Origin of the sequence: Clostridium frigoris, assembly GCF_018861865.1 — a bacterium.
Taxonomy (GTDB): Bacteria; Bacillota; Clostridia; order Clostridiales; family Clostridiaceae; genus Clostridium_AD; species Clostridium_AD frigoris.
On record NZ_JAHLDV010000053.1, the window covers coordinates 1 to 24,007 of the forward strand.

Consider the following 24,007-nt stretch of genomic DNA (forward strand, 5'->3'; position numbering starts at 1 on the left):
AAATATGTATCTTTGAATCCAATAAAAGAAGAAGAACTTCTTATTATAGAAGAGTCATCGTCATAAAAATGTTAGAAATAGAAATTGCGACAACTATGTTGACAAACTCCGGGACCCACTACTATGACTATGCTTATCTAGGATTTCCATAACAAGTTGTTCTTCGCCAACTTTATCTATTAGAAATTCAGTTAGTGTTTTTTTACTGTCCTTTATATAGGTAAGCGTCCATGCTATACATGCTGTTGGTATTATATCTGTAAATGGTAAAATTTCTTCTACCACCCCACCCAAAGCCACTATTTTATGCTTTGGAAATAAAATACCTATCAACAATCCACTTATCGGACCCCAAATCATATCTCCAATTCCACCTGCTACTGGAATAAAAGCACTTGAAAACCCTACTATATCAATAATTATTGCAATTACAAGTTTGATTTGTTTTGTCTTATTATACTGTTTTAGTAGTTCATTTTTCATTTTGTCATCATTCTCCTTTATCATATTACAAAAATCCATCATTATGTATGTCTATTAACGCTCTGAAAGCAATTATAGCTCACTTTCTTTCTATATGTATACTAGCCCTAGTTTTTCTGTTATTCCACCAACCTATGTTTGCTTTTGCGCAACTTGAAGTTGCTTCATACAATTACAATTTCTCTTCTACAATCCAATTGATAGCCTACATCAAATCCACACTCTAAACATTTGCAAAACATCTAAATCAAACACTCACGAACACCCGACATCTAAATCGACCTGTCGAACTGCTAGCTTTGACTTGTTCACACGGAGTGATATTATTGTGTTTTCCACACATTGGATTTCTTCTCACAAACCCCCAAAAACCTATATTTCAAGGCTTCTAAAATACTCACTCTTTCACCCTTGACATCAATACTACCGTCTCAACGTGTGTTTTGATAGTTAAGTGATACTAATGCGCGTTATATAGATTTTACATACTTAAAACCATTTCCTTATTTATTACTAATATTTAGTTAGTGTATTATTCAATATATCTTTTATTGTTGTCCCTTCATTTATTTTGTCCCATTGCTTGCTTAATTGACAATCTATACTTTTGTTTGCTCTTATCAAATGCCAACACTTTACCCTTAACTTCTATTCCTTCATAGGCTGACATTTCGATTTCATTTATTCTATCATAGCTCACCTCACTAATTATTACACCCCCTTGCTCTTTCTGTTAAGGATTCTGCATAGTTATCTAGTGCTCTGAGTATATGCAAAATATATAAATAATATGGCGGTCTTGGATCATTATAATCTAACTCTTGTTGAAATTTATGCCACTTTTTAGCCATAACAATAGCGTCACTAGTAAGTACTTCTGTATACCTTGCTATCTTAAACCAAAGAGAATAATCGTATAGTGAATGTTTATCACTTGTGTTTATATTCATATTAACTAATTCAAGTATCCTATCTGCATCCTTTGAGTTTTCTTTAATTGCAAGCTTAGAATAATTATTAGCAAACAGAACTTGTCCACTTTGTTACCAATTTCTATAATGGGGTCGCATCAGCCTCCAAAATAAGTAAATATAGAAATATAGGGCGTACATTTTATATAGAATAAGTCGTGAAGGAAAATTAAAAATAATGCCTTTCGAGAAGTTACCTCTAATTTCATTTACATTTATTAGGCTTTCGGTACGACCCTCTTGTAAAATGTGGAAGCGTATTTTACTTACTAATAATATGAAAGAATTAATATATAAAAGGAAGTGATATATATGTGATTTTTACGATGGTTAATAGGAATAATAATAATAATAATTATTTGGATATTGGGACTTGTACTTAAAATTGGTGGCGGTATGATACACATTTTGCTTGTCATTGCTGTAGTTATATTTGTAATTGATATGGTTATGGGAAAAGGAAGACACTAGAAAAAATAATAATCAAATATTGTTTCTAATAACGCAAGTATATTTTATTTAATATTCTTTTAACCTAAAAAATAAGGCGATTAATAGAGCGTAAATTCCAAGAGACATCAAACCTAGAGCGACAATGCCGATAAGCCAACGTCCATAAGACTGATGCATAAGAGACATAAGAGCGCTGTCAAAACCCTTAGCTTCATTAGAATCAGATGTATAAGCAGCTATAACTAAGAAGACACCCACTAAGATAATGACAAAGCCTCGTGAAATGGTACCAAATATACCAAAACCTTTAACCCATTTTAATTGATATGTGTTAAGTTTGATGAGGTCAAGATGACAACCAAAATGTGGCATAAATCCCTTACAAACCTGAAACGCACCTACTATGATTACGGTTATTGCAACCACAACAACTAACCACTGCCCAAAAGGCAAATCTAGAATTTTTGCTACATAGTTCTGAGTTTGAGCAGCTTGTTTACCAACATGAACTGGTTTGGATCCACCTGTGAGAAGCGCATACGTAGGTATCGCCAAAAAAGAGTAAGAAATCGAACCAAATAAATATCCCAACCTGGCTGAAATACCCTTTGTGTCATTCTCTTTATTGAAAGGGTTTATGACGACTTGTATTAATCCCCATGAAGAATAACATATAAGTCCTATCAAAACAATCCATAATAATACCTTACCTTCGGGCTGTTTTCCTATCATCGCAATGGCTCCTTGCTGATCTGTTGTCTTTCCTCCGCTTCCGAATGCAATAAGAAGTGCCAAAATTCCCATGACAGAAAATATCAACCCACGTGTAGCGAAACCAACTCGTGCCATGAATTCAGCGGTTGAATTAAAAGTATCGTTATGGGCTACATCTTCGCTAGTTTTTTTCATTTTCCTAATTGCTTTTTCTTTATTCGCCATTAAATCACATCCTATTTACATAATATAGTTTCAACATTTCCAGATAATTATGCAATATTTCTACTAGCAAAAGATTCTTTAGATTTCTCCATATTTATACAAAGGATATTGTATTAGCAAACAGAACTTGTCCTCTGCGTTACCAATTTCTGTAACGGGGTCGTGTCAGCAAAACAATAAATGTAAATTTTCTATAAGAAAATTATAGTCATGTTGGATATTATTTTATAGAACCAGCCCTCCCTGTTTTCAGGTAACTGCCCATCCCACCTAGTTCATTACAGAAGTTAACTTCTATTTTGAAATATACTTTATATCTTTGAAGTCACTTAAAACTTCTTTTAATGCTTGTATGTGTCCATAATTTTGTTTTATTGGATTATGTAGTTTTTCTTTGTGCTTATAAATTACTTGTTTCCAGTTATCATCAAATTCATTACCAACAACCCACCCTTTGTAATTCTTAGTTTCTATTACAAAAATACCATAGTTAGATACTATTACATGATCTATCTGTGTTATTTTGTTACCTACTGACAGTAGCAAATTCGCTTTGCTCATTAGAACCCCCCGGGGGGCATGAACAAATTGTAACCAAAATTTACTTTGCTATAATTTTGGCTTTGTTATGCTTCATCTCTGCATCCCTTAATTGCTATTCAACAGATAAAAAACACCTAAAATTAAATACTCTCAAAAATTACTATCATATGTTTAACAATATTATTTATTACACTCATTTCTAAGTGTATTTATAAATAGTGCTATTTCTGTTGCCATTTCATCACTTTTCACCTTTTTACATATTAGTCCATTCTCTATTGCAGCTATTGTAATTTCCTTTAAATATTCTTCATTCATATTTTTACCTCCTACATTAACGTACTATTAACTTCGTTATATTCTTCATCAAAAATGATGATTATGTTATTTCTATCATCTAATAGCAAATTCGCTCAAACACTTGAAATCCCCTGCGCATCCGTTTCAATTTTAAGAGCTTGAATTGATATTAAAAGCATCCCTTTATTTAACTTCATCATATATGCTATTTCAGGCTTTTCAGCTTTTATTGCCTTTTGTTTGTTTGAATATATAATACCTCCACCTGCAATAGCTACTCATCTAATAAATTATTTAATTTGTACGTTGGCATAATTATTTACCTATTACCTTTTCTTGTTCTCTTTGTATAAGCATATTAGATAACATCATATAAAAATCTTGCTCTTGTTTACTCTTTGCCTTTCTAAATAAATCCTTTAATTGACTATATGATAAACTTAAAAAAATGTCATATATTTCGTTGTTTTTAATTACTGTCTTTTATTTATTTTAAAACCTCGTTCATATAATAATCCCATACCTTAATAAATTCTTCTTTTGCATGTTATATTTCTACATTAATTTCTAGACACCTCCATAATTTAACATAGTATTTTAAATTTATCATTTGGTAGGTAAATTAAAAAAAGAGTATTATTTTATTGACAACTCGTTGTTAATTGTATACAATATAATTTAATACAATTAATATATCGTATTATTAAAAAGGATTATAGGTTGCCTTTAATAACCTAAATATATTTTACAAGAGGTATAATAAATGAATATTGATTTTTCAATTGAAGATGTAGTAAAAAAAAGATACAGTGTAAGAAACTATCAAGAAAGAGAAATCGAACCAGCTAAAAGAAAAGATATTGAATCTTTTATTGATTCTTTGGATAATCCATTTGGAAATAAAGTCAAGTTTCACTATCTTGATGACAAGGACATAAAAAACAAAGAAAAACTTGGAACCTACGGCGTTATTAAAGGCTCAAAGCAATACATCGGAACAACTATTAAATTAGAACCAATGGCACTCGAAGCATTGGGATATGAATTGGAAGCAGTAGTTCTTTATTTAGCACATCTTAATCTTGGAACTTGCTGGCTCGGAGGAACCTTTGATCGTGAAGGCTTTGCAGATGCTATGAATATTAAAGAAGGAGAATTATTCCCAATCATAACACCTTATGGATATGCCGCCGCCACTAAGCATGAAAAAGAGATAGAGATGCGAACAATGATTCAAGCAGATAAGCGTAAAGAATGGAATCAATTATTTTATAAAAATGATTTTAAGTCTCCTCTTACTAAAGAAGAAGCCGGTAGTCTTGCCTTTCCACTAGAAATGGTTCGATTGGCACCCTCAGCATCAAATAAACAGCCGTGGAGAATACTTCTTAAAGATGGTGACTTACATTTTTATGAATATAAAGAACCTGGATATAGCGATAGATTCCCCTACGATATCCAAAGAGTAGATATGGGGATTGCCGCAGCACACTTTGATTTTTCACTTAAAGAAAAAGGTATTAAAGGTCATTTTAATACATCATCTGAACCAGAGCTAGAGTTACCTGAGAATATGGAGTATGTTTTTTCTTTGATAAGGTAATAAAAAGTGGAATGCCACCGTACATGGTGAATGTACGGTGGCATTTTTGTAATTCTATGCTATTTTTTAATTTTTATAGTTAAACCAGCAGTAGTTCTTGTTGTATGAGTTTAATCTGTGTACTGAGGTCTATAGAATATAGAATTCCATGTATCTTTAGCTGAGTATAGCGTTGTTAATTCATTATTTCCACAGTATAAAGTGGTTAAGGCTGTAAAATACTCGATTCCACTTAAATCACTTATATTACTATTCGAATCACTTATAGTAACATTGCTTAAATCTAGTGTTGTTATGTTTTTCACATCAGAATAAAGTAGAATTACTTTAAATAAAAAACTATTGTACATTACTATTTATTTAATATTTGTCATATATTCATTTGAAAAATTTATATGCAGTTTCTTTGCCAATACACTCTTTTCTGAGTTACCTTTTGATAGTGCCTTATAAATATTCTCGCGTTAAGAAGCATTTAATAAAAGAATTGAAATACTCCCTTTCAAATACGAACGTATTATTTTAACCTCTCGCGATACAGGTTCAAGACATTTCATGAGTAAATTTATAAGATAAATAATTCAAAGTAATGTATTGAATCTATATAACGTTTTATTTACTGATGAATTTACTTGGTGATATATTTGCTGCCAATACGCCTTTTCTTTTTAATCATTACTATGTAATCACATAATATATGGTGGCAATTAATAATTACTCCCATATATTATTTTTCAATGGGTACTGCATAATATAAGCATACTAAACTCCCTATAATAATTAATAAACCTAAAATTGCGGGTAACCTCATAATTTCCAACTCATTATTTTCTTTTTTTAATATCTCCTATCTATTTTCGTTTTGACAAATAATTTATTCCTGTTTTAACTAGTTCACTTATAATCTGAACATAATCTACTGTTATTTCGGCCTTATCTGATATTGGACCTGATTAATTAGCTAATTTTTTTCAATAGTTTCAGACGTAGCCACTATGGTTTGAATCCCTTCTCTTACCTCTCCAGTTATGCCTTGAATGTTAGAGGCTATTCCTGGTAATGAAGAAATGGTACTATCTATATTCTTCTTATTTTTGCTTACTATATACTTAACATCCTTTAGTATGCTATTTATATTACCTAATGTACTAGCTAAATATACTAATAGCACAATACCTGTAACAGAAAGTAGAAATATTAAAGTATCATTTAATGATATTGTAACTGCCATATAATCACCTTTATTCTTCCAAATCTTCTATATCATCTTTATTATCGTAATGCTCATTTATACCTTCCACAATATCAATTTTAGCATCTTCAAATTTATCTTCTAGCTTACCTTTTACTTCATTTATATCATTTTTTCTTTCTTCTAACATATTTCTACCTTCCTTAACAAGTTCATCTACCTTCTCCTTACCTATCTCTACTGCATCCACTACCTTTTCTTTAATTTGATTAAGTGAATTATTTATTCTATCAGATTTAGGAGCAATAAATAATGCCATAACCGCTCCTGATATAGCACCTATTGCTGATGCTAAAGCTAAATTTCTAGCCTGCTCCTTTCTCTTTTGTTTATTCATAGCTTTTACTACTTTTTTAACTGAATACATGTTGTTACCTCCTCATATAATTATAAATTTTTGTAAAGGTTATGCCTTTATAAAAATTTTATTTAAGCTTGATCTAGACATCACAATTTCTTTGTTAATTATATTAGATATTTTAATAATTAAATATGATGACATAATACTATTAATAAAATTAAATAACCAACTCTAAAGGAAAGGTATCTTTAATTTAAAAGAATCATATTTTTTATCTTTTATTTTATTTTTAAAATAACTATTAATTGAATTTAGTTCTCCTCCAATGAGAATTATTAAAGTGCTAATATATAACTAGCTTATTAGAGCAATAACTCCTCCTATACTTCCATAAACCTTTTCATAATTCGAAAAATTATTTACGTAGAAAGAAAATAATACTGAAGCAGTAATCCAACCAACTGTTGTAAATATAGTACCTACTATAACATTATTAAATTTCAATCTTCTATTAGGCACATATATGAATATCAATGAAAATGTAATAAACATTATGGCTAGTGGAATTCCATATCTTAATAATGACCAGATAACATTAAACAAAGCCTTTGCCCCTACGAGTCCAAATATATAAATTCCTATAGGTTTTCCAAATACTATCATAATAAATGAAAGTATTATCATAATTGTTATACCGATGATTGATATAAGAGCTATTAAATTGATTTTAATGAAATTACGGTTCTCTTGTATATCGTAGACTTTATTAAGTCCTTTCATAATAGCAGATATCCCTTTGGACGCTGCCCAAAGACTCCCTATCATACCAAAAATTAATAGAGTTTTACTTTTTGCCTGCAAAGTCTGTACAACCACATTCTTCAGTAAAATACCTGTTTCTTTAGGAAGAAACTTATTAAAGTTTGTAATCAATATTTCATTTGAAAGAGGGGTAAAACTTACTAGGTTAATTAAAAAAAGTAAAAAAGGGAAAAACGCTAATATTAAGTAATATGTAATCTGTGCACTCATTGAGGGTAAATCATCATCTTTATATCTAAATACTAATTGTTCCATATATTTAAATACAATAGAACTTCTTAACTTTTGAGCCATAATTACCTCCTCAAGTTTTATAATAAATTATTTTATTTTAACTTTTCACCTTTTTACTGATGTAAATCCACTGATATTTGAATTCATTATATAATAGTTAAATGAATGATTTATTTCAATTTTACAAACATTTTGAATATTATAGATATATCGTAGCATATATATAACCACGCTTCAACATAATATGACAATTTATTCATATTGAATAAATTTATTTGTCGGAAAACATTGAAATATGATAGTGCATCTGGTATATTATATATAATATTCTAAATTAAGTGACTTTTCCTACTATAGTAATCATCTAGATCTTTTTAAAACAACAGTTGTATCAATAACTATAAGTTATGAAGTTTAATTATAAATACAGTTTGTTAAGAATTTATGTATGAGATGAAGACGTTGTAACTTGTATATAAGGATATTAAAATGCATAAAAGGAGGTAGTAATATGTATTACATAATAAGAACGCTAAATGGGTATTTAACTCGGAAGGAAAGGACATTGGAGTTTAGTTTTAATACTGATATTAATTTTGCATATGCCCTTGATAATGTAAGTGAGGTGCAAGAGATAATTAAAGGCACTAATATCATAGGAGAGATAGTGATGATGAAGTATTCCGAGAAGAGTAATACAACAAAGGGATAAATTAAATCAGCACTCTATGTAATTGTTTTCATTCTATATAAGTAATGGTAGATAATAAATGGGCTATTTGCCCATTTATATACTCATCTGTTGGACTATTTTTATATTTTTAAAATAATGTTACGGTTAAATAGTAAAGTGGAATGTGAAATTTAAGTATAAATGAATTTCATTAAAAATTAATAGATGAGAGGAAGTGATTTCTACGTTAGAAGAAAAAGTGTTTACAAATGGAAAAGCTAATACAATTGGTAAAATTCTTGGAATAGACTGGAGTAAATTTAATGTAGACCAATTTAGAATGGGATTGGTTGTTGAGCTTGAACATGGTAAAGTTTCTTCAGGCACAAATGTTACAGACAATGATCCTTTAGTCACAGGCAAAATTGCACTTGCCCATCTTGACGAATTTCCAGACTACTATACTAGACTAAAAAAAATGGAAAATGAGGCATATAAATACCGGTCAAGCAAATAACTTTAAATTAAAATAAAAAATAAGGGGATGAATTTATGTTTTTTAGCTCACTAGGATTATTTGGTTTTTTTATATTTTTAATTTGGATTAGTATTGTAACAATTACTAAAAAGCAAATGAAAATACCTAAAATTGGTCTTATGCTATCGATGGCTATACTTATAATAGGCGTATCAATATCTTCATTTTCATTTGCATCTAATGATACTAAAGTAAATAGTAATAGTGCTGGAATTTCTAATCCTAAGATATCCAAAGAAATGGGTCTAAAAATCGTGACATCGAAGATAGTGGGTTTACATGTTCTTTATGATTCAAAAAAGGTTATTAAAAAAAATACTTATTATTTATACACTATAAACACAGATGGATATACATTGGATGATGTTGCTTACTGTGTTAATGTGGATACAGGAAATTTATTCAAGTGCTCGATTGATATGATTCTGTCGCAAATCGAATAACGAAACAAAAACAATAGCAATCAATGTTTCTAATGTTTTTATATCTTGTATCATCGACTCTATTAAAAAATATATATGGAGTTGAGATTGATTTTGGAGATATAGTAGGGTATTTTTTTCTATACTCCCGAAAAGATATATTAGTATTGAGTAATATTTAAATAATCTCTAGTTTTATTAACATCATCCAAAGTATGGCTACCAGAAACTCTGTTTTTATCTGACAACTGATTGAATGCCTCTATAAAAAGTACTATTCTCTAATTTATTAGAATGAAGAAAAATCAATCCTTAAAATATAGTAACAAAATTCGTATAAGTTTTAATGAGTGCTTGAATTTGTATAATCTAATAAACATGTAAACTATTGAAGCAACTTAAACTATTTGTCGAAAAAAGTTGAAATATGTCAGTATCAGTGATATAATATAATCATAATATTCTAAGTTTTCCGTAAATTTAAATTTGTGTAGTATTAGGCATAAAGTTTAGGTATTAACACTATTTGTTAAAAATCAGGTTATAAATGAGTGATATATATGGGATTATTATGTTGGTTAGCAGGGATATTAATAATTTTCTGGTTATTGGGGCTGCTGCTTAATATTGGTGGTGGCGTGATACACATATTAATTGTCATAGCTGTTATATTATTCGTTTTTGATGTTATTGGTGGAAGAGGACGATAATAGAAATTGTTCTTTTAAATATAACACAGAACCATTTTACAAAAAACTAAAATACGAAAGGGATGTTATTATGTTAAACAAAGCCAAAACACTAAAGAATTACAAATTAAGCTGTATAGACGGAGAAATAGGCAAGGTCAAAGAATTCTATTTTGATGACCACTTTTGGGCAATTCGCTATTTGATTGTAAACACAGGAAATTGGTTAACTGGTAGACAAGTAATAATCTCACCGTATGCATTGGCTGGGGTTAATAAAGAAGAAGAATCCATCACCATTAATCTCACCAAGAATCAGATTGAAAACAGTCCGTCTTTGTATAATGATGAACCTATATCACGACAATATGAAGAAGATTACTATAAATATTATGAATGGCCCGTATATTGGGGTGGACCAAACATGTGGGGAACGTATGGGCTCTCTCCTCGCATAGAGAGTAGTCAAGACCAAGAAAAATTAATGGGATCACCTCAAGTTAACGAACAGTGGGAAAACCATTTACACATGGCTAGTGATGTAATTGGGTACGATATCCAAGCTACAGATGGCACGATTGGACATGTTGATGATTTTATCATTGATGATAACACATTGGCGATTCGTTACCTAATCATTGATACAAAGAATTGGTTGCCCGGGAAAAAAGTTCTTATTTCCCCAAAATGGATAGAACGTGTTAGTTGGGATGAATCTAAAGTATTCATCAACCTTCTTCGTGAGAATATTAAGCAGTCACCGGAATACACGGATGAATCTCTGTTAACCCGAGATTACGAGAATGGACTGTATCAACATTATAATCAACAGGGATACTGGATCGATGAAGAGATCTTCAATGAACATTTACGCTAAAACAGTTGAGTGAGAATCTACATTTTTTTAATATAACTATATGTCGGTGTAAATGTATATGTTGATAAAGAACTAATTAATTAAACGGCAATGGTATAAATTGTATTTCACATTGCCGTTTTTGTTTCATTGCTACAGAAAAACTAATAGATAGAAAAAAAGGAGTGTTAATTATATGTTAGCAATAATTGGTGGAGTGGTTGTAATAATTGTAATACTTAAAGTTCTCCATATTTTTTAGTTGTTATTTTATAAATAACAACTAAAACAGATTCAAAAATGGTAAGTATAATCTAATTAGAACTCATAAAAATGTTGAATTTATGGATTTTGTTAAAAATAAATTTATGAAAGGAAGTGATATATATGGGATTTTTACGATGGATAATAGGAGTAATGATAATATTATGGTTACTAGGTTTTGTCCTTAATATTGGTGGAGGTATGATACATATCTTGATTGTAATAGCTGTAATTTTATTTATTTTTGATTTTGTTACAGGTAGAGGAAAACATTAGATAATATTTAGGAATAGTAGTCTTAATTTGGACACAAGAAAAAATGCTTATAAATTCTGGATTGTAATCTTACGTGATAATCCAGAATTTGTTTTTTTTGTTTTATTCTCTAAAATAGACCTATTCAAAAAAGGATACTTTAATACTTACCATTGCATATGTATTTATTATAATGTAAAGAAACTAGTTAGAAAGGGCAAAAGAAAATGAAAATAGATAAAAAATTACTACAATACTGCTTATATGCCACGATAACCGTGCTACTAATTTATATTGGTATAACAATTTTCAATAATATAAGAGATATATTATCTTTATTATCAATCATAATAGGAAATATTATTGGAATTATAAAGCCGCTTCTTATGGCATTAGTAATTGTTTACTTATTGAAGCCGGGTGTGAAAGGTATTGAAAATTTCTTGGAAAAGAAAAAAATATTTAAAAGAGCAACACCCAGAAGGGTCGTGGGAATTTCAGGAATGTATATATTAGTAATAGCTGTTTTTGTAACTATTATTAGTGGAATATATATTATGATTGGTGGAAAAATCTCTAATAATATAACCATATCTACGATGATAGGATATCTGAATAATTATTTAAATAACCCGACAGCAGTAGTTAGTTCTACTATTACTAAGAAATTACAAAGTACAAATGTTTCGATGATAGGAAATCTACATGAAAAGATTATCCATGTTGTAAGTTATGTTCAGTCGTATTTTTCGACAAGCATAGAAGTGATGACAGCTTCTATGCTATCTATAGGAGGCAATATAGTTTCATTTTTCATAGCAATAGTATTAAGTATATATTTAATGCAAGACTCAGAATACTTTATGAATTTATGGAATAAAATTTTTAATCTTATATTTGGAAAAAGTAAATCAGGAAATATATTAAAAGAAATACTATCTGTTATTAATAGTACGTTTTATAAATATATGAGGGGACAATTAGTAGAAGCTTGCTTTGTAGGCGTTCTGTCAGCTATTGTACTGTATTTCATTGGAATAGATTATGCTTTAATAATAGGAATTATTGCAGGCATTTGTAACATGATACCATATATTGGACCTATTATTGGAACTATTCTCGCAGTAATTATTGCTTTACTAAGTGGGCAACCCATTAAGGCAATATGGGTGATAATTGGAATGCTTGTAATTCAACAAGTGGATAATAGCTTGTTAGCACCAAAAATTGTTGGAGATAGTGTAGGTTTGCATCCAGTATTCATTATGCTTGCTATTATTATAGGTGGTAATGTAGGTGGACTTTTAGGGATGCTAATAGCTGTACCGGTTACTGCCTCTTTGAAAATATTGCTTAGTAGCTGGTATACTTCTCACATGCAACGATTGAAGTAATATGCTATTTCTTACATATAAATTACCTTCTTCATATTTTAAAATAATTTTCATTTATAATTGAATACACATACCTAAATATAGCTGAAATAGATGCCTCATAGAGGTATACTGACTTTGAATATGTAGTATACTGGAGCACCTAGTACTTATATGTTATGATAAATACATAGCAACTCAATATTTTTTTAATTAAAGTCTCCCTTTAATTAAATATAAGTATATAAATCAAAAAAAATTAGTTTTAATTAGCTAGTTTTTTTATTTTTTTGTAAAAAACATAAATCTACTGATATTTGAATTCATCATACAATGCTTAAATGAACAGTTTCAGTCATTTTTAAAAATATTTAGAATGTTATAAATATATCACAGCATATATATGATCATATCTAAACATACTTGAGAATTTATTTGTCGTAAAATGTTGAAATATGATAGCATATATGGTATATCGTATAAAATATTCTAAATTTTTTATACATTTGCAAGTACCTTGATAAACTAATTATCATTTTTTTATAATGTTATGATTATGCCTATGCAATAAGGAATTATTAGTCCCAGATTGAATAGGTGTTGAATTATATAACTACTTTATAGGAGGGATGAAAATGTCAATTTATGATTATAAGGCAATTACAATCGATGGTGATGAAGTATCTCTGGAGCAGTATAAAGGAAAGATATTGGTTATAGTTAATACAGCAAGCAAGTGTGGCTTTACACCACAATATGAGGGCCTAGAGAATCTTTATGAACAGTATAAGGATAAGGATTTTGAAATACTAGGCTTTCCAAGCAATCAATTTGCAGGACAGGAACCAGGCGAAAACGACGAAATAAAAGATTTTTGTTTAATTAATTATGGAGTTAGTTTTCAACTATTCAAAAAGAGTGATGTAATAGGTAAGAATCCTCATCCGCTTTTTAGCTATTTGACAGCAAAAGCAACTTTTAAAGGTTTTGATTTAAAACAACCTAATGATAAAAAACTCTATGAAATGTTAAAAAAACGTTTTCCAGAATTTCTTAAAGGGAATTCAATAAAATGGAATTTCACGAAATTTCTTATTGACAGAGATGGTAGAATAGTTAAAAGATATGAACCAACAACTGAACCTTTCGCTATGTCAAAAGATATTGAAAAGCTCTTAGATGTATCAAAACATAATGACATCCCAGTAATGGATAAATCTGAAACAGATGTAAATAATAAAAAAATCTATACCGGCGATGATGATGAAGAAGTCTTAAATTGCGAGGGAAAACCTTGTAACTTTGTATACGATGATAAAACGATAGAAAAAGAATAAAAAGAAATATTTAAAGGAAGGTGTTTTTATGTCTGAAAAAAAGATATTTACGAGGGAACAGGCTAAGGAAATAGGTGAAAAACTTGGAATAAAATGGATCAAGTTTAATACAGAACAATTTAGAATGGGACTTGACGTTGAACTTGAACATGGCACAATAGATCCACGTACCAATGTTTCAAATAATGATTCATTAATTACAGGCAAAATTGCACTTGCACATTTGATAGAATTTCCTGACTACTATAACAGACTTGAAAAAATGGAAACTGAAGCAGCAAAATATTGGGAAGATAAATTAGTTAATATAAAATAAAAAATATATAGAGGAGGCAAAATAATGAGCATGATTACTATGAAAGATGGTACACAGATTTATTATAAGGACTGGGGCACAGGACAACCTGTTGTGTTTAGCCATGGTTGGCCACTCAATTCAGATAGTTGGGAGGCTCAAATGATGTTCTTAGCTTCAAACGGCTATCGCTGTATTGCTCATGATCGTCGTGGCCATGGACGATCGAGCCAGCCTTGGATTGGTAATGACATGAATACTTATGCAGATGATCTCTCTGAGCTCATCGAAACACTCGACTTAAAGAATGTTATCTTAGTTGGTTTCTCTGCGGGAGGTGGCGAAATTTCCCGATATATAGGTAGACACGGAACGGAACGTGTGGCCAAGGCCGCTCTTATATCATCTGTTCCACCATTTATGCTAAAAACAAAGACCAATCCACTTGGCTTACCTATTGATGTGTTCGATGGAATTCGCGCTAATTCCCTGGCAGACCGTTCGCAATTCTACAAAGATCTTGCTAGTGGTCCGTTCTTCGGAGCAAATAGACCTGGTTCAAAGGTATCACAGGGTATGATCGACTCGTTTTGGCTTCAAGGGATGCAAGCAGGTAGTAAAAATACATTTGATTGCATTAAGGCGTTCTCAGAAACAGATTTCACAGAAGATCTTAAGAAGTTTGACGTACCAACGTTGATCATTCACGGTGATGATGACCAAGTTGTGCCAATTGGTGCCGCAGGTCTCAGCTCTTCAAAGCTGGTAAAGAATGCAATCCTAAAGATTTATAAGGGTGCACCCCACGGTCTGGCATACACTCATAAAGATAAGCTTAATGCCGATTTATTGGAATTCATTAAGATGTAAAATCGTTTTTATGATAATGGTATAAGAATACACTTATAAGTCATTTATAATATTAAATAAATTAAGAGGAGATGTTTTTATGGATATTTACGTTTGTTCAGTATGTGGTTACGAGTATGATCCAGCAACAGGAGATTCAGATGGTGGAGTAGCCCCAGGCACTAAGTTTGAGGATATTCCAGAAGATTGGGTTTGCCCAGTATGTGGAGCTACAAAATCAGAATTTGAAAAAAAGAAATAACATTTCTAACAAATCAAACACAAAATTTAGGAGGTATAATTATGAATAAGATTAACGAAGTCTATAAATGTAAAATTTGCGGTAATATAGTAGAGATTGTACATGCAGGTGATGGAGTTTTAGTTTGTTGTGGACAACCAATGATACAACAAATTGAGAATACCGTGGATGCAGCGAAAGAAAAGCATGTGCCAGTTGTTGAAAAAGTTAAAGGTGGAGTTCTTGTTAAAATTGGTGCTGCTCTACATCCCATGTTAGAAAAACATTATATTGAATGGATAGAAATTCAAACTGCAAATAAAACATACAGAAAATATTTAAATCCTGGCGATAAACCTGAGGCTATATTTCTTCTAGAGGAAGAGATTTTGAGTGCACGAGAATACTGTAATGTTCACGGATTATGGAAATCATAGAATATTTCACTAAATTTAATAAAGTATATCTTGAATGCTTTTATTTATTAGATTTTTATGATGAAAAATTTAATTTTTCCATTTCTTACTCAACAAGTAGACGTTATAAATATATCATCAAGGATTCATTTATTGAACTTTATATTTAGATAGAAACTGTTTAAGTTTCTCTGAAGCTTTTGTAAGAGTGTTTATGGATAGAGATATTTCCTCAATAGAAGATACTTGTTCTTCTGTTGACTCTGCAACTTCTTCACTAGCAGCAGCATTTTGTTCTATTACGTTAGATATATTGATAATTGCTTTTTCAAGAGAAAGAGAATTTTTATTAATAATTTGTATCTTATCTGAAACATTTATAATCTCATTAGTTACTTGGGAGGTTGAATCTTTAATCTTCCAGAAAATATTTTCTGTGTTTTTTATAGATTCAGTTTGTTCTTCCATTGATTTTTGAGATTTTTCCATTTTTATAATAGTTTCGTTCATACCATTTTGAATTGCTTTAACTAATTCTTCAATTTTACTAGTTGATCTGCTAGAGGATTCAGCTAATTTTTTTATCTCATCAGCTACAACAGCAAACCCCTTACCTGATTCACCAGCCCTTGCAGCTTCTATGGAAGCATTTAATGCTAACAAATTTGTCTGAGCTGAAATACCATTAATAACTTCAACAAATTCTACTATTTTAACCGACTTTGTTGAAAGATTTAAAATTGATGATGAAACATCTTCTGTAGTATTTTTACTATCTAGCATCTTAGTATTTTGAAACTTAATACTTGAAATACCTTGTGTAACTATATTATCTGTTTCCATAGCTAGGTTTCCCATATAATTAGTAGTCTCAGTAACCTTATTTAAATCTTTTGTTACACTAACTACCATATCATTACTTTTCTGAGCTAATCCAGCTTGTGTAGTTGCCCCTGTTGCAACATCCGAGATAGTTTCGGATATTTGTTGTGAAGTTTTAGCAGTTTCATCAGAGTTTTTAAGAATATCATTTGATGAAGAAACCACTAAGGAACTCATTTCTTTTGTTTCTAAAATTAAAAATTTCATGTTTTCAATAAACTTATTAAATCGAATTGTTAAAACTCCTAATTCATTATTAGAAAAAATACTTCCCTGTATAGTAAGATCTCCTTCTTCAGCTTTCTGCATAAGAACCTGAAATTGTTTTATAAATTTCTCAATATTTTTATAAGTATGTAATGTTATTAGTGTAAGTAAAACTATTAAACAAATAGCAATAGTCATTATAATAAATAAATACAAGTGTAATTGTTTATTACTAGTATTAGATGCTAAGTTCATACTTGTTATTTGAACAGTTGATTTAGTTGTTATTAATTTAACCAAAGTGTCCATGTCATTTGTTGGTGGTTTATCCATTCCCTTAACTAGAGTATCAACAATTTTGTAACTATCTTTATTAGTTTTATCATAACTTCTCAATGCAATAGTATATTTAATCTCAAGTTGGTCAAGTTCATTCTAAACTTTATCAACTGAAGCAACATCCATTCCTAGCGAATTCATTGATGTCTTTAACCCAGTTAATCCTATTAGAACCTCTTTGTTATATCCAGTAAATTGATCAAAATACTTATTATATTGGGTTTGATCTGAACCCCTTAATAATAAATCTTTCCAAGCTTGAACTTGTTTTTTAAAAGTTACTTGAATATTTCTAGAGTTATCAACTAAATCAATATATTTGTTGACAGTAACTACATCCTCTTGACCCCGACTTGTTGTTCTATTTAATGAAATAAAAGTAAAAGTTCCCATCCCAATTATGAATACTAGCATGAACCCCACTAAAAGTAATAAATTACTTTTAATACTATTGTTTTTCATTGTTTCACCCCTTAATATGTTTTTATTTTTTTAGTTGTATTATTTTTTAATTTACCTTCATTATATTTATCAAAGTTTATTATTGCATATAATTAACATTAAATATACCTTTTGTTTTAAATGTTCTATATCGTGAGTATCATGTTTCCATAGCTATATGCATTAAAAAACTTGTATAATTCATTACTGCTATATATTTGTTGCGTAATAGGATAATATGTCGTCACTAGTCTCTCACTATATAATGATATGGGGACTATATGTAGTGTGTATTGATATTCTGAAAGCAACACAATAGTAATTGATTTACAAACACTCCTTAATATCAATTCCTCGCAGCAGTTTAGCATTAATTACTCTCTTCATATTTATTAATTAATTTATAAAATGTAGTTTTTTTAATTCCAATATTTTCATAACATCAACCGCTTTTATAGTATTTTCTTTATACATCTTGTAATACTTACCCCATAACTTTGGTACTTCAATAGCCTTATGTCCTTTATATTTCCCTTCTGACACTGCAATTGATATACCTTCCCTCTGTCTATCTTTTATGTAGTCACGTTCAAGTTGTGCAACTGCTCCAAACACTGTAAGCATAAATACTCCTGTAGGTGTTGTCGTGTCTATGGCTTCCTTTAATGATATAAATATTAGCAAACAGCACTTGTCCTCTGCGTTACCAATTTCTGTAATAGGGTCGTGTCAGCAGACCAATAAATGTAAGCTTTCTATAAAAGCTTATAGTCATGTTGAATATTATTTTATAGAACCAGTCCTCCATGTAACTAAGTGGATATTTTATATCCTTAATTAATAAGTGTACAACCATTAATTATTTCTACTGGCCATTCTTTAAACCAATAATTAAGATCTATATACCTGATATTAGTATATCTGTTTTCAGCCATTATCATTTCCCCCTAATTCATTTCAGTGGTGGTAGAGTCTCATCTAATATATTTTGCTTTCTAGATCCGTCATTATTTCTGTTTAAGCCTTCTAACAAATTGGTGATTCCTTCACTTTGTCTTATATTGCTGATTTTATCCAAGTACCCAATTATAATAAATCCAACTCCAAGAATAGCAAACATTGTTGCTAAGAACACTTTGTGATCACAAATTGTTTTACTAAAAAAAGACCACCAGTTATGGCAGTCTCATATAATATTTAGTTTAATTATTTTAAGTTATCTTTAGCGTATTGAGCCTCTGATGGTGTAAATTTATCTCCTGCTGAAGATATTAACTGGTCATAAATTGCACTTGGAGACATATTCATAGATTTTTGATATGTCTCTGCTGATTTCAATGCATTTGCATTATAATCAATCTTTACATTGTCTACTGCATATTGAGCAGATTTTGGTGAAAATTTATCTCCTGCCGAAGATGTTAACTGGTTATATATTCCATCCTTAGACATATTCATGGTAGTACCATATATTTCTGCTGATGCTAAAGCTGAAATATATTCTGTTGGAACAGTTGGTTTTGCAGGTTCAGCAGTTGTAGTCATTGTTGTGCTATCACTATCTGCTACTGGTGTAGTTGTCGCACTTTTGTTTCCACTGTTACTAATTGCTACTAATAATACTATTATTGCTAGTCCAGTCAGTATCTTATGCTTACCGAAGAAGTTACGTTGGTCATGACCACAACTTGGACACCTTTTCACACTTTTTGATATTTCCTTGTCACACGCTTTACATTTAACTAATTTACTCATTATTAATTCCCCCTATAATTTAACTGCTTTTCAGTCAGTAACTTCGTATTTTGTTAATATCTACCATTTTTACTGAACTGCACCATATATTATAAACTACTACAATATTTACTTAATTGACAAAATTTTTTATTTTATCTTCCTTGACTTGTTTAATATTGAATTACATTTAATTATTCCAATTATTTTAATTATTTTAATTAGATATCCTCTTATAAATCTCCTATAAAAATAAACTTCAATACTATATACGAGATAATGACTATTTAGTTTCAATATTAACGCAACATACTACTATTTTAGATATAATACTCCTCCTATCTCCTAGTAAACATACAAAATCGAGATTCTATTCGGAGTTTGCTAGATAAATGATGGTGGATTTATCGAAACTTCTGCTATACCAACAGACTTTAATTAATTGAACAAGTGGAAATAATTCCACAAAAATATCAACCCTCCTTAGATAAAGTATAATAATCGCTAATAGAAAGGGGATAGTCCAATGTTTCAAATTAAGTTGTTAAAGTTTTTAGAGGTTAGTAAAATTTATAAATAAGAGGTCTTTAGAATATGTGATAAGACAAGAAAAATTTATTTGATTAAAATAAATTACTATACTCTACTTAATTAAAAATTAAATATGTAAATATATTAAAAGGAAGTTCTTAAATGAACTTCCTTTTATCAGTTTCATAATACAACCCTCAGCAATGCTGGAAGTTTTAATTCATTGGGTCAACCATATTCAGTATCCTTCTTTTATCCTATTGATAATTGAGTCTTAGTCTCTTCTACATCAATGTTTTCCTTCTGAAAGTTTTTTAACTAAGTTTAAGTAATGCCTATTTAATTCAACCTATAAGGGGCAAAAAAAGGGGCAAAATAAAATCACCACTGTAATGTAAAGTTATGAATATGTTCGATGTAAAAAAACAAGGATACTCACTTAATATGAATATCCTTCTTAATCAATAACCTTTATTATTTAATTGTTATAACCAAACTATCTGTAGTAGTTACGCTTGGTAAATCTATATACTGAGTTTTATAATAGCCATCCTGCCATTCTCTAAAAGAATATAGGGTTTTTATTTGATTCCACCCACAATATAAATAAGTTAATGCTGTATTCTTACTTATATCTAAAGTTTTTAGATGATTCTCCTCACAATTTAAATGAGTTAATACTGTATTCTTACTTACATCTAAGGTTGCTATTTGATTCAACCCACAATCTAAAGAAATTAATGCTATATTTTTACTTACATCTAAGGTTGATAATTGATTATAATAACATTTTAAATCAGTTAATGCTATATCCTTACTTACATCTAAGGTTTTTAATTTATTATACTCACAATTTAAATCAGTTAATGCTGTATTTACATTTAAGGTTGCTAGTACATTACTTTTACAATCTAAAGAAGTTAATGCTTTATTCTTGCTTACATCTAAAGTTGTTAACTTATTATTTGAAACATTTAAATCAGTTAATGATGTAAAATACTCTATTCCACTTAAACTACTCAAGTTCTTGGCAGACAACTCTAAGGATTTTATATCTTTAACATCAGACTCAAGTATTGGCGAAGGAGCAGCTTTTCCTATATGCGAATATACACTACTCTTAAAATTTTCATCAGTAAACTTGCTCGTTATATCTGTCTTATCAATAATAGGCATAGCTACAATTAGTGTAGCTGATGCCGTTACATTATTTGTATTAACAATTCCATCTGTCATTGTTAGTGTACCTATAAATGTAAATTGTCCCGCTACTTTGGTGCTCGCCACTTTATCCCAAGTTACAGCAAAATCTTTAGTTGTTTTATCAACTAAAGTTGCGGTTACAGTTGTTGGTAATGTATAACTATCACCTATGTTCACCGTTGTATTTTTAATTTTATTTACTGTCAATGCTTGATCAATAACCTTAAGTATAGTACTTTGACGTGCATTACTATCAGAATCAGTAGCTGTAATAGTTATTGTTGCATTATCTGTCAAAAGTCCTACATCATAGCACCCGGCTCCCTCTAATATGCTTATGGTGATTATACCCTTTGAAGCACTAATTTTACCTATTGTACTTTTCCAATTAATATTTGATGCTAGTGAATTTTCTGTGATATCTACTCCATATTGATCAATTACTTTGTATGAAACATGACCATCTCCTGGCCAATATCCATTACCAGCATTTATATAACCTACAAAATTAGGAGGATCCACATTTAAAGTATCACCCAATATTTCAATTTTAGATATTTTCTGTTTTTTAACAGCTACTGTACTTGATCCAATATCAGTAGTGTTATTCATTACACCAACTGTATAAGTACCTTCTGGCAAGTTATCTTCATAAGTCAGTGTTGCTTCTGTTTTATCATCATTCCAAGTAGCAATCATTGTCATAGGCGTTGCTGCTCTTTTAACTGTAAATACAACTTTGCTTGTATCTGCCACTTTACCATTAAATGTTTCTTTAAGTTGATTAATAGATATAGCACTTACTGTCGCTGATGTAGCTACCGTATTTATATCTGCATCTGCTGCAGCAAAGCTGGTTGTACCTGCCTCATTTTTATAAGTTACTGCCGGTATGATGCTTGCAGCTATTTTTAATCCTGTAACATTAGAAATCCAGTCTCCCTTAAAATCTTTAACATAAACTAATCCACCATCAGCTATTGCAGCAGTGATGTCAGAAGCATTTGCTGAGTTATTAGCATAAGTTAAGTCAAAAGCCTTTGTTCCTATTACTACGCTGCCTGCAGGCATTGCAGCAAAAGCTGAGAAAGATGTTGATCCTGCTATCATTAATGCAACTAGAACTAAACTTATAATTTTTTTATTCATATGTATATACCCCCCTATTATTTTTTATACTCCATAGTTAAATACGTTATTTTTACAATATAGTTTTATTATTACATTAATACCGTTATAAGTATATCTAAAGTGATATATAGTAATCTTATTTTATACAAAATAAATTTACCCTATTAAACTCCAAAATAAATAAGCCTTGAAAACTTAGTGTTTCCAAGGTTCTTGTTTGGTGCAATCATAAGTAATTTGCACATCCATAATAATAATAATCTATGCATCTCCTGAAGACCTAATCAGAGTAACTCTGGCCAACTGATTCATAATAGTCAAGTTTAATCGATACTAAAAAGCTTTCATTCCCTTACATATATACTCCTTTGAATTTAAATAGCTATTTTATTTTCTCACTATTTTTATACTTACTCCACTGCTTCTTATCATGATCCCAAAACTCGAAAAATTCTTCTTCATGGACGATCACGTCATAAATAGGTTTGAGAAATACTATAATTGTTGTCATAACTTCATCTAACTCAATACTTTTAGAGTTTATTTTTCTTAAAAATGCTTTCCACATTTTAATTCTATTCTCGTCATTCATAAACTCTTCTGTAAAAATAATATTTTCTCTTTCAATTACCGTGTGCCATGTTCGCAAAATCTCATTTACAGCCTCCTGCACCTTCCTACCATCAAAACTATTACTATGCATGTTAACACAATATGTAATAATTAAATTTATATACTACAATACTAGAGTCACCTGCAATTTAGTAGGTGACTTATTTAACTTCTATAACTATTTATTGGTCTTGTAAAAACTTGTTCAACTTAAATAAAATAAAGGCATACAATATAACATTTTTTATATCGCATGCCTTTTATTCATCTATTAAAATGTGCGTTGAAATCACTAATAATAAAGCGCTATTTTTTAAATTGAACAGGTTTGTATTCAGGTGGTGAAAATTTCATAAACCAAGTACCAAAATCAATTTTTATCTCCAAACCTATTACATTAGAATATTTTATCTTTATTTGCAAAAGAAGACTCCGCTTTCTATAGAAGGAGATGAATTCCGCTTTTAAATTATTTTTAAATAACTTAATATTATAGGATCTATTATGGCATAATATTTAGTAGAGCTTATAAAAAAAAGGTGGTGAATATTTTGAGAATAGAAACTAATTCTTCTACAAGAATATATAAAGATAAGCTTAGCTTTGAAAATCTCAACAATCTATCGAATATACTGTATGTTGGTAATGAAGCTAAAATTAAAGCTTATTCAATTCTTGTTTACAATCATGAGAAAGGTCTTTCTCAAAGTATTCATTTAACTATTAAAAATATGTTTAATCTTAATACTTATTATACAAACTATGCTGTTTGCGAAGCTAAATGGAATAAATCTTCTAATGTTGAATTAAACAAAATG

At 29.8% G+C, this 24,007-nt stretch carries 31 protein-coding genes and 1 pseudogene; 15 read left to right on the plus strand and 17 right to left on the minus strand.

The genetic code is table 11. The features are described from left to right. Positions 1 to 93 precede the first annotated feature (93 nt). The 3 genes from KPL37_RS15985 to KPL37_RS15995 form a co-directional block, all read right to left on the minus strand. Positions 94 to 483: a hypothetical protein gene (locus KPL37_RS15985; RefSeq protein ID WP_216150981.1), complete on the minus strand. Its 390-nt coding sequence runs from the start codon at positions 481 to 483 to the stop codon at positions 94 to 96. A 562-nt stretch (positions 484 to 1,045) separates the two neighbouring features. Continuing rightward, positions 1,046 to 1,183 carry a hypothetical protein gene (locus tag KPL37_RS15990; RefSeq protein ID WP_216150983.1) on the minus strand — a complete coding sequence of 46 codons (138 nt, stop codon included), beginning with the start codon at positions 1,181 to 1,183 and terminating at the stop codon, positions 1,046 to 1,048. Between the two features lie 4 nt (positions 1,184 to 1,187). Then, positions 1,188 to 1,433 carry a hypothetical protein gene (locus KPL37_RS15995; protein ID WP_216150985.1) on the minus strand — a complete coding sequence of 82 codons (246 nt, stop codon included), beginning with the start codon at positions 1,431 to 1,433 and terminating at the stop codon, positions 1,188 to 1,190. 360 nt (positions 1,434 to 1,793) lie between these two features. Here KPL37_RS15995 and KPL37_RS16000 point away from each other — a divergent pair, with 360 nt between their 5' ends. Beyond that, the gene (locus tag KPL37_RS16000; protein ID WP_343216294.1) at positions 1,794 to 1,925 is read left to right on the plus strand and encodes a lmo0937 family membrane protein; all 132 of its coding nucleotides are present in this window, start codon (positions 1,794 to 1,796) and stop codon (positions 1,923 to 1,925) included. A 48-nt stretch (positions 1,926 to 1,973) separates the two neighbouring features. Here the strand turns inward: KPL37_RS16000 and KPL37_RS16005 are convergent, their stop codons facing one another. The 3 genes from KPL37_RS16005 to KPL37_RS16015 all read right to left on the minus strand — a co-directional run bounded on the left by KPL37_RS16005 (position 1,974) and on the right by KPL37_RS16015 (position 3,707). Then, positions 1,974 to 2,846, minus strand: coding sequence for a DUF1206 domain-containing protein (locus tag KPL37_RS16005; RefSeq protein WP_216150987.1), 873 nt, complete (start codon positions 2,844 to 2,846; stop codon positions 1,974 to 1,976). A gap of 294 nt (positions 2,847 to 3,140) precedes the next feature. Continuing rightward, on the minus strand, positions 3,141 to 3,407 hold the full coding sequence (locus tag KPL37_RS16010) for a nuclease-related domain-containing protein (protein WP_216150989.1): 267 nt from the start codon (positions 3,405 to 3,407) through the stop codon (positions 3,141 to 3,143). 162 nt (positions 3,408 to 3,569) lie between these two features. Beyond that, on the minus strand, positions 3,570 to 3,707 hold the full coding sequence (locus KPL37_RS16015) for a hypothetical protein (RefSeq protein WP_216122098.1): 138 nt from the start codon (positions 3,705 to 3,707) through the stop codon (positions 3,570 to 3,572). Between the two features lie 745 nt (positions 3,708 to 4,452). Between KPL37_RS16015 and KPL37_RS16020 the strand changes: the two genes are divergently transcribed. Then, a complete protein-coding gene (locus KPL37_RS16020; RefSeq protein ID WP_216150991.1) occupies positions 4,453 to 5,292 on the plus strand; it encodes a nitroreductase family protein in 840 nt (279 codons plus the stop codon). Between the two features lie 110 nt (positions 5,293 to 5,402). On the opposite strand, the gene KPL37_RS16025 is transcribed toward KPL37_RS16020, so the two are convergent. The 4 genes from KPL37_RS16025 to KPL37_RS16040 form a co-directional block, all read right to left on the minus strand. Next, positions 5,403 to 5,597: a hypothetical protein gene (locus KPL37_RS16025; protein ID WP_246578332.1), complete on the minus strand. Its 195-nt coding sequence runs from the start codon at positions 5,595 to 5,597 to the stop codon at positions 5,403 to 5,405. A gap of 656 nt (positions 5,598 to 6,253) precedes the next feature. Further along, positions 6,254 to 6,523: a hypothetical protein gene (locus KPL37_RS16030; RefSeq protein ID WP_216150995.1), complete on the minus strand. Its 270-nt coding sequence runs from the start codon at positions 6,521 to 6,523 to the stop codon at positions 6,254 to 6,256. Positions 6,524 to 6,533: 10 nt separating this feature from the next. Next, positions 6,534 to 6,911 carry a YtxH domain-containing protein gene (locus tag KPL37_RS16035; protein WP_216150997.1) on the minus strand — a complete coding sequence of 126 codons (378 nt, stop codon included), beginning with the start codon at positions 6,909 to 6,911 and terminating at the stop codon, positions 6,534 to 6,536. A gap of 288 nt (positions 6,912 to 7,199) precedes the next feature. After that, on the minus strand, positions 7,200 to 7,961 hold the full coding sequence (locus KPL37_RS16040; RefSeq protein WP_216150999.1) for a YihY/virulence factor BrkB family protein: 762 nt from the start codon (positions 7,959 to 7,961) through the stop codon (positions 7,200 to 7,202). Positions 7,962 to 8,412: 451 nt separating this feature from the next. Here KPL37_RS16040 and KPL37_RS16045 point away from each other — a divergent pair, with 451 nt between their 5' ends. The 12 genes and pseudogenes from KPL37_RS16045 (at position 8,413) to KPL37_RS16100 (ending at position 16,130) form a co-directional block, all read left to right on the plus strand. Beyond that, on the plus strand, positions 8,413 to 8,613 hold the full coding sequence (locus KPL37_RS16045) for a hypothetical protein (protein ID WP_216151001.1): 201 nt from the start codon (positions 8,413 to 8,415) through the stop codon (positions 8,611 to 8,613). 196 nt (positions 8,614 to 8,809) lie between these two features. After that, positions 8,810 to 9,091 (plus strand): DUF5661 family protein, encoded by a 282-nt coding sequence (locus tag KPL37_RS16050; protein ID WP_425514044.1) that lies wholly within the window; start codon positions 8,810 to 8,812, stop codon positions 9,089 to 9,091. 35 nt (positions 9,092 to 9,126) lie between these two features. Further along, complete coding sequence (locus KPL37_RS16055) at positions 9,127 to 9,555, plus strand: hypothetical protein (RefSeq protein WP_216151003.1); 429 nt, start codon at positions 9,127 to 9,129, stop codon at positions 9,553 to 9,555. Between the two features lie 539 nt (positions 9,556 to 10,094). After that, on the plus strand, positions 10,095 to 10,244 hold the full coding sequence (locus KPL37_RS16060; RefSeq protein WP_216151005.1) for a lmo0937 family membrane protein: 150 nt from the start codon (positions 10,095 to 10,097) through the stop codon (positions 10,242 to 10,244). Positions 10,245 to 10,314: 70 nt separating this feature from the next. Further along, positions 10,315 to 11,100, plus strand: coding sequence for a PRC-barrel domain-containing protein (locus KPL37_RS16065; RefSeq protein ID WP_216151006.1), 786 nt, complete (start codon positions 10,315 to 10,317; stop codon positions 11,098 to 11,100). Between the two features lie 366 nt (positions 11,101 to 11,466). Beyond that, positions 11,467 to 11,619 (plus strand): lmo0937 family membrane protein, encoded by a 153-nt coding sequence (locus tag KPL37_RS16070; RefSeq protein ID WP_216151007.1) that lies wholly within the window; start codon positions 11,467 to 11,469, stop codon positions 11,617 to 11,619. A 206-nt stretch (positions 11,620 to 11,825) separates the two neighbouring features. Then, a complete protein-coding gene (locus KPL37_RS16075; RefSeq protein WP_216151008.1) occupies positions 11,826 to 12,992 on the plus strand; it encodes an AI-2E family transporter in 1,167 nt (388 codons plus the stop codon). A 614-nt stretch (positions 12,993 to 13,606) separates the two neighbouring features. Next, positions 13,607 to 14,149 (plus strand): annotated as a pseudogene (locus tag KPL37_RS16080) (glutathione peroxidase); the annotation flags it as partial. Positions 14,150 to 14,336: 187 nt separating this feature from the next. Further along, positions 14,337 to 14,624, plus strand: a complete 288-nt coding sequence (locus KPL37_RS16085; RefSeq protein ID WP_216151010.1) for a DUF5661 family protein — start codon at positions 14,337 to 14,339, stop codon at positions 14,622 to 14,624. Between the two features lie 24 nt (positions 14,625 to 14,648). Continuing rightward, on the plus strand, positions 14,649 to 15,473 hold the full coding sequence (locus tag KPL37_RS16090; protein ID WP_216151011.1) for an alpha/beta fold hydrolase: 825 nt from the start codon (positions 14,649 to 14,651) through the stop codon (positions 15,471 to 15,473). A 79-nt stretch (positions 15,474 to 15,552) separates the two neighbouring features. Continuing rightward, on the plus strand, positions 15,553 to 15,714 hold the full coding sequence (rd, locus tag KPL37_RS16095; protein ID WP_216151013.1) for a rubredoxin: 162 nt from the start codon (positions 15,553 to 15,555) through the stop codon (positions 15,712 to 15,714). 41 nt (positions 15,715 to 15,755) lie between these two features. Beyond that, positions 15,756 to 16,130, plus strand: a complete 375-nt coding sequence (locus tag KPL37_RS16100; RefSeq protein ID WP_216151015.1) for a desulfoferrodoxin — start codon at positions 15,756 to 15,758, stop codon at positions 16,128 to 16,130. Positions 16,131 to 16,259: 129 nt separating this feature from the next. On the opposite strand, the gene KPL37_RS16105 is transcribed toward KPL37_RS16100, so the two are convergent. The 7 genes from KPL37_RS16105 to KPL37_RS16130 form a co-directional block, all read right to left on the minus strand. Then, positions 16,260 to 17,594 carry a methyl-accepting chemotaxis protein gene (locus KPL37_RS16105; RefSeq protein WP_246578333.1) on the minus strand — a complete coding sequence of 445 codons (1,335 nt, stop codon included), beginning with the start codon at positions 17,592 to 17,594 and terminating at the stop codon, positions 16,260 to 16,262. A gap of 39 nt (positions 17,595 to 17,633) precedes the next feature. Continuing rightward, positions 17,634 to 17,999, minus strand: a complete 366-nt coding sequence (locus KPL37_RS19895) for a hypothetical protein (protein WP_246578334.1) — start codon at positions 17,997 to 17,999, stop codon at positions 17,634 to 17,636. 375 nt (positions 18,000 to 18,374) lie between these two features. After that, entirely contained in the window at positions 18,375 to 18,662 is a 288-nt protein-coding gene (locus KPL37_RS16110; RefSeq protein ID WP_246578335.1) for a recombinase family protein, read from the minus strand. Between the two features lie 268 nt (positions 18,663 to 18,930). Continuing rightward, positions 18,931 to 19,113, minus strand: coding sequence for a hypothetical protein (locus tag KPL37_RS16115; protein WP_216151017.1), 183 nt, complete (start codon positions 19,111 to 19,113; stop codon positions 18,931 to 18,933). Between the two features lie 71 nt (positions 19,114 to 19,184). Then, complete coding sequence (locus KPL37_RS16120) at positions 19,185 to 19,733, minus strand: Ltp family lipoprotein (protein WP_216151019.1); 549 nt, start codon at positions 19,731 to 19,733, stop codon at positions 19,185 to 19,187. 984 nt (positions 19,734 to 20,717) lie between these two features. Continuing rightward, positions 20,718 to 22,595 carry an Ig-like domain-containing protein gene (locus KPL37_RS16125; protein ID WP_216151020.1) on the minus strand — a complete coding sequence of 626 codons (1,878 nt, stop codon included), beginning with the start codon at positions 22,593 to 22,595 and terminating at the stop codon, positions 20,718 to 20,720. Between the two features lie 364 nt (positions 22,596 to 22,959). Next, positions 22,960 to 23,280: a hypothetical protein gene (locus tag KPL37_RS16130; protein WP_216151022.1), complete on the minus strand. Its 321-nt coding sequence runs from the start codon at positions 23,278 to 23,280 to the stop codon at positions 22,960 to 22,962. A 460-nt stretch (positions 23,281 to 23,740) separates the two neighbouring features. On the opposite strand from KPL37_RS16130, the gene KPL37_RS16135 reads away from it, so the two are divergent. Then, positions 23,741 to 24,007: hypothetical protein (locus KPL37_RS16135; protein ID WP_216151024.1), on the plus strand; the 267-nt coding region annotated here is incomplete at its 3' end.

What these genes read in the sequence shown, in the direction of transcription:
- KPL37_RS15985 (WP_216150981.1), bottom strand. Translation starts at nt 483, where the DNA reads ATGAAAAATGAACTACTAAAACAGTATAATAAGACAAAACAAATCAAA.
- KPL37_RS15995 (WP_216150985.1), bottom strand. Translation starts at nt 1,433, where the DNA reads ATGAATATAAACACAAGTGATAAACATTCACTATACGATTATTCTCTT.
- KPL37_RS16005 (WP_216150987.1), bottom strand. Translation starts at nt 2,846, where the DNA reads ATGGCGAATAAAGAAAAAGCAATTAGGAAAATGAAAAAAACTAGCGAA.
- KPL37_RS16010 (WP_216150989.1), bottom strand. Translation starts at nt 3,407, where the DNA reads ATGAGCAAAGCGAATTTGCTACTGTCAGTAGGTAACAAAATAACACAG.
- KPL37_RS16015 (WP_216122098.1), bottom strand. Translation starts at nt 3,707, where the DNA reads ATGAATGAAGAATATTTAAAGGAAATTACAATAGCTGCAATAGAGAAT.
- KPL37_RS16020 (WP_216150991.1), top strand. Translation starts at nt 4,453, where the DNA reads ATGAATATTGATTTTTCAATTGAAGATGTAGTAAAAAAAAGATACAGT.
- KPL37_RS16030 (WP_216150995.1), bottom strand. Translation starts at nt 6,523, where the DNA reads ATGGCAGTTACAATATCATTAAATGATACTTTAATATTTCTACTTTCT.
- KPL37_RS16035 (WP_216150997.1), bottom strand. Translation starts at nt 6,911, where the DNA reads ATGTATTCAGTTAAAAAAGTAGTAAAAGCTATGAATAAACAAAAGAGA.
- KPL37_RS16040 (WP_216150999.1), bottom strand. Translation starts at nt 7,961, where the DNA reads ATGGCTCAAAAGTTAAGAAGTTCTATTGTATTTAAATATATGGAACAA.
- KPL37_RS16045 (WP_216151001.1), top strand. Translation starts at nt 8,413, where the DNA reads ATGTATTACATAATAAGAACGCTAAATGGGTATTTAACTCGGAAGGAA.
- KPL37_RS16055 (WP_216151003.1), top strand. Translation starts at nt 9,127, where the DNA reads ATGTTTTTTAGCTCACTAGGATTATTTGGTTTTTTTATATTTTTAATT.
- KPL37_RS16060 (WP_216151005.1), top strand. Translation starts at nt 10,095, where the DNA reads ATGGGATTATTATGTTGGTTAGCAGGGATATTAATAATTTTCTGGTTA.
- KPL37_RS16065 (WP_216151006.1), top strand. Translation starts at nt 10,315, where the DNA reads ATGTTAAACAAAGCCAAAACACTAAAGAATTACAAATTAAGCTGTATA.
- KPL37_RS16070 (WP_216151007.1), top strand. Translation starts at nt 11,467, where the DNA reads ATGGGATTTTTACGATGGATAATAGGAGTAATGATAATATTATGGTTA.
- KPL37_RS16075 (WP_216151008.1), top strand. Translation starts at nt 11,826, where the DNA reads ATGAAAATAGATAAAAAATTACTACAATACTGCTTATATGCCACGATA.
- KPL37_RS16085 (WP_216151010.1), top strand. Translation starts at nt 14,337, where the DNA reads ATGTCTGAAAAAAAGATATTTACGAGGGAACAGGCTAAGGAAATAGGT.
- KPL37_RS16090 (WP_216151011.1), top strand. Translation starts at nt 14,649, where the DNA reads ATGAGCATGATTACTATGAAAGATGGTACACAGATTTATTATAAGGAC.
- rd (WP_216151013.1), top strand. Translation starts at nt 15,553, where the DNA reads ATGGATATTTACGTTTGTTCAGTATGTGGTTACGAGTATGATCCAGCA.
- KPL37_RS16100 (WP_216151015.1), top strand. Translation starts at nt 15,756, where the DNA reads ATGAATAAGATTAACGAAGTCTATAAATGTAAAATTTGCGGTAATATA.
- KPL37_RS19895 (WP_246578334.1), bottom strand. Translation starts at nt 17,999, where the DNA reads ATGAAAAACAATAGTATTAAAAGTAATTTATTACTTTTAGTGGGGTTC.
- KPL37_RS16120 (WP_216151019.1), bottom strand. Translation starts at nt 19,733, where the DNA reads ATGAGTAAATTAGTTAAATGTAAAGCGTGTGACAAGGAAATATCAAAA.
- KPL37_RS16125 (WP_216151020.1), bottom strand. Translation starts at nt 22,595, where the DNA reads ATGAATAAAAAAATTATAAGTTTAGTTCTAGTTGCATTAATGATAGCA.
- KPL37_RS16130 (WP_216151022.1), bottom strand. Translation starts at nt 23,280, where the DNA reads ATGCATAGTAATAGTTTTGATGGTAGGAAGGTGCAGGAGGCTGTAAAT.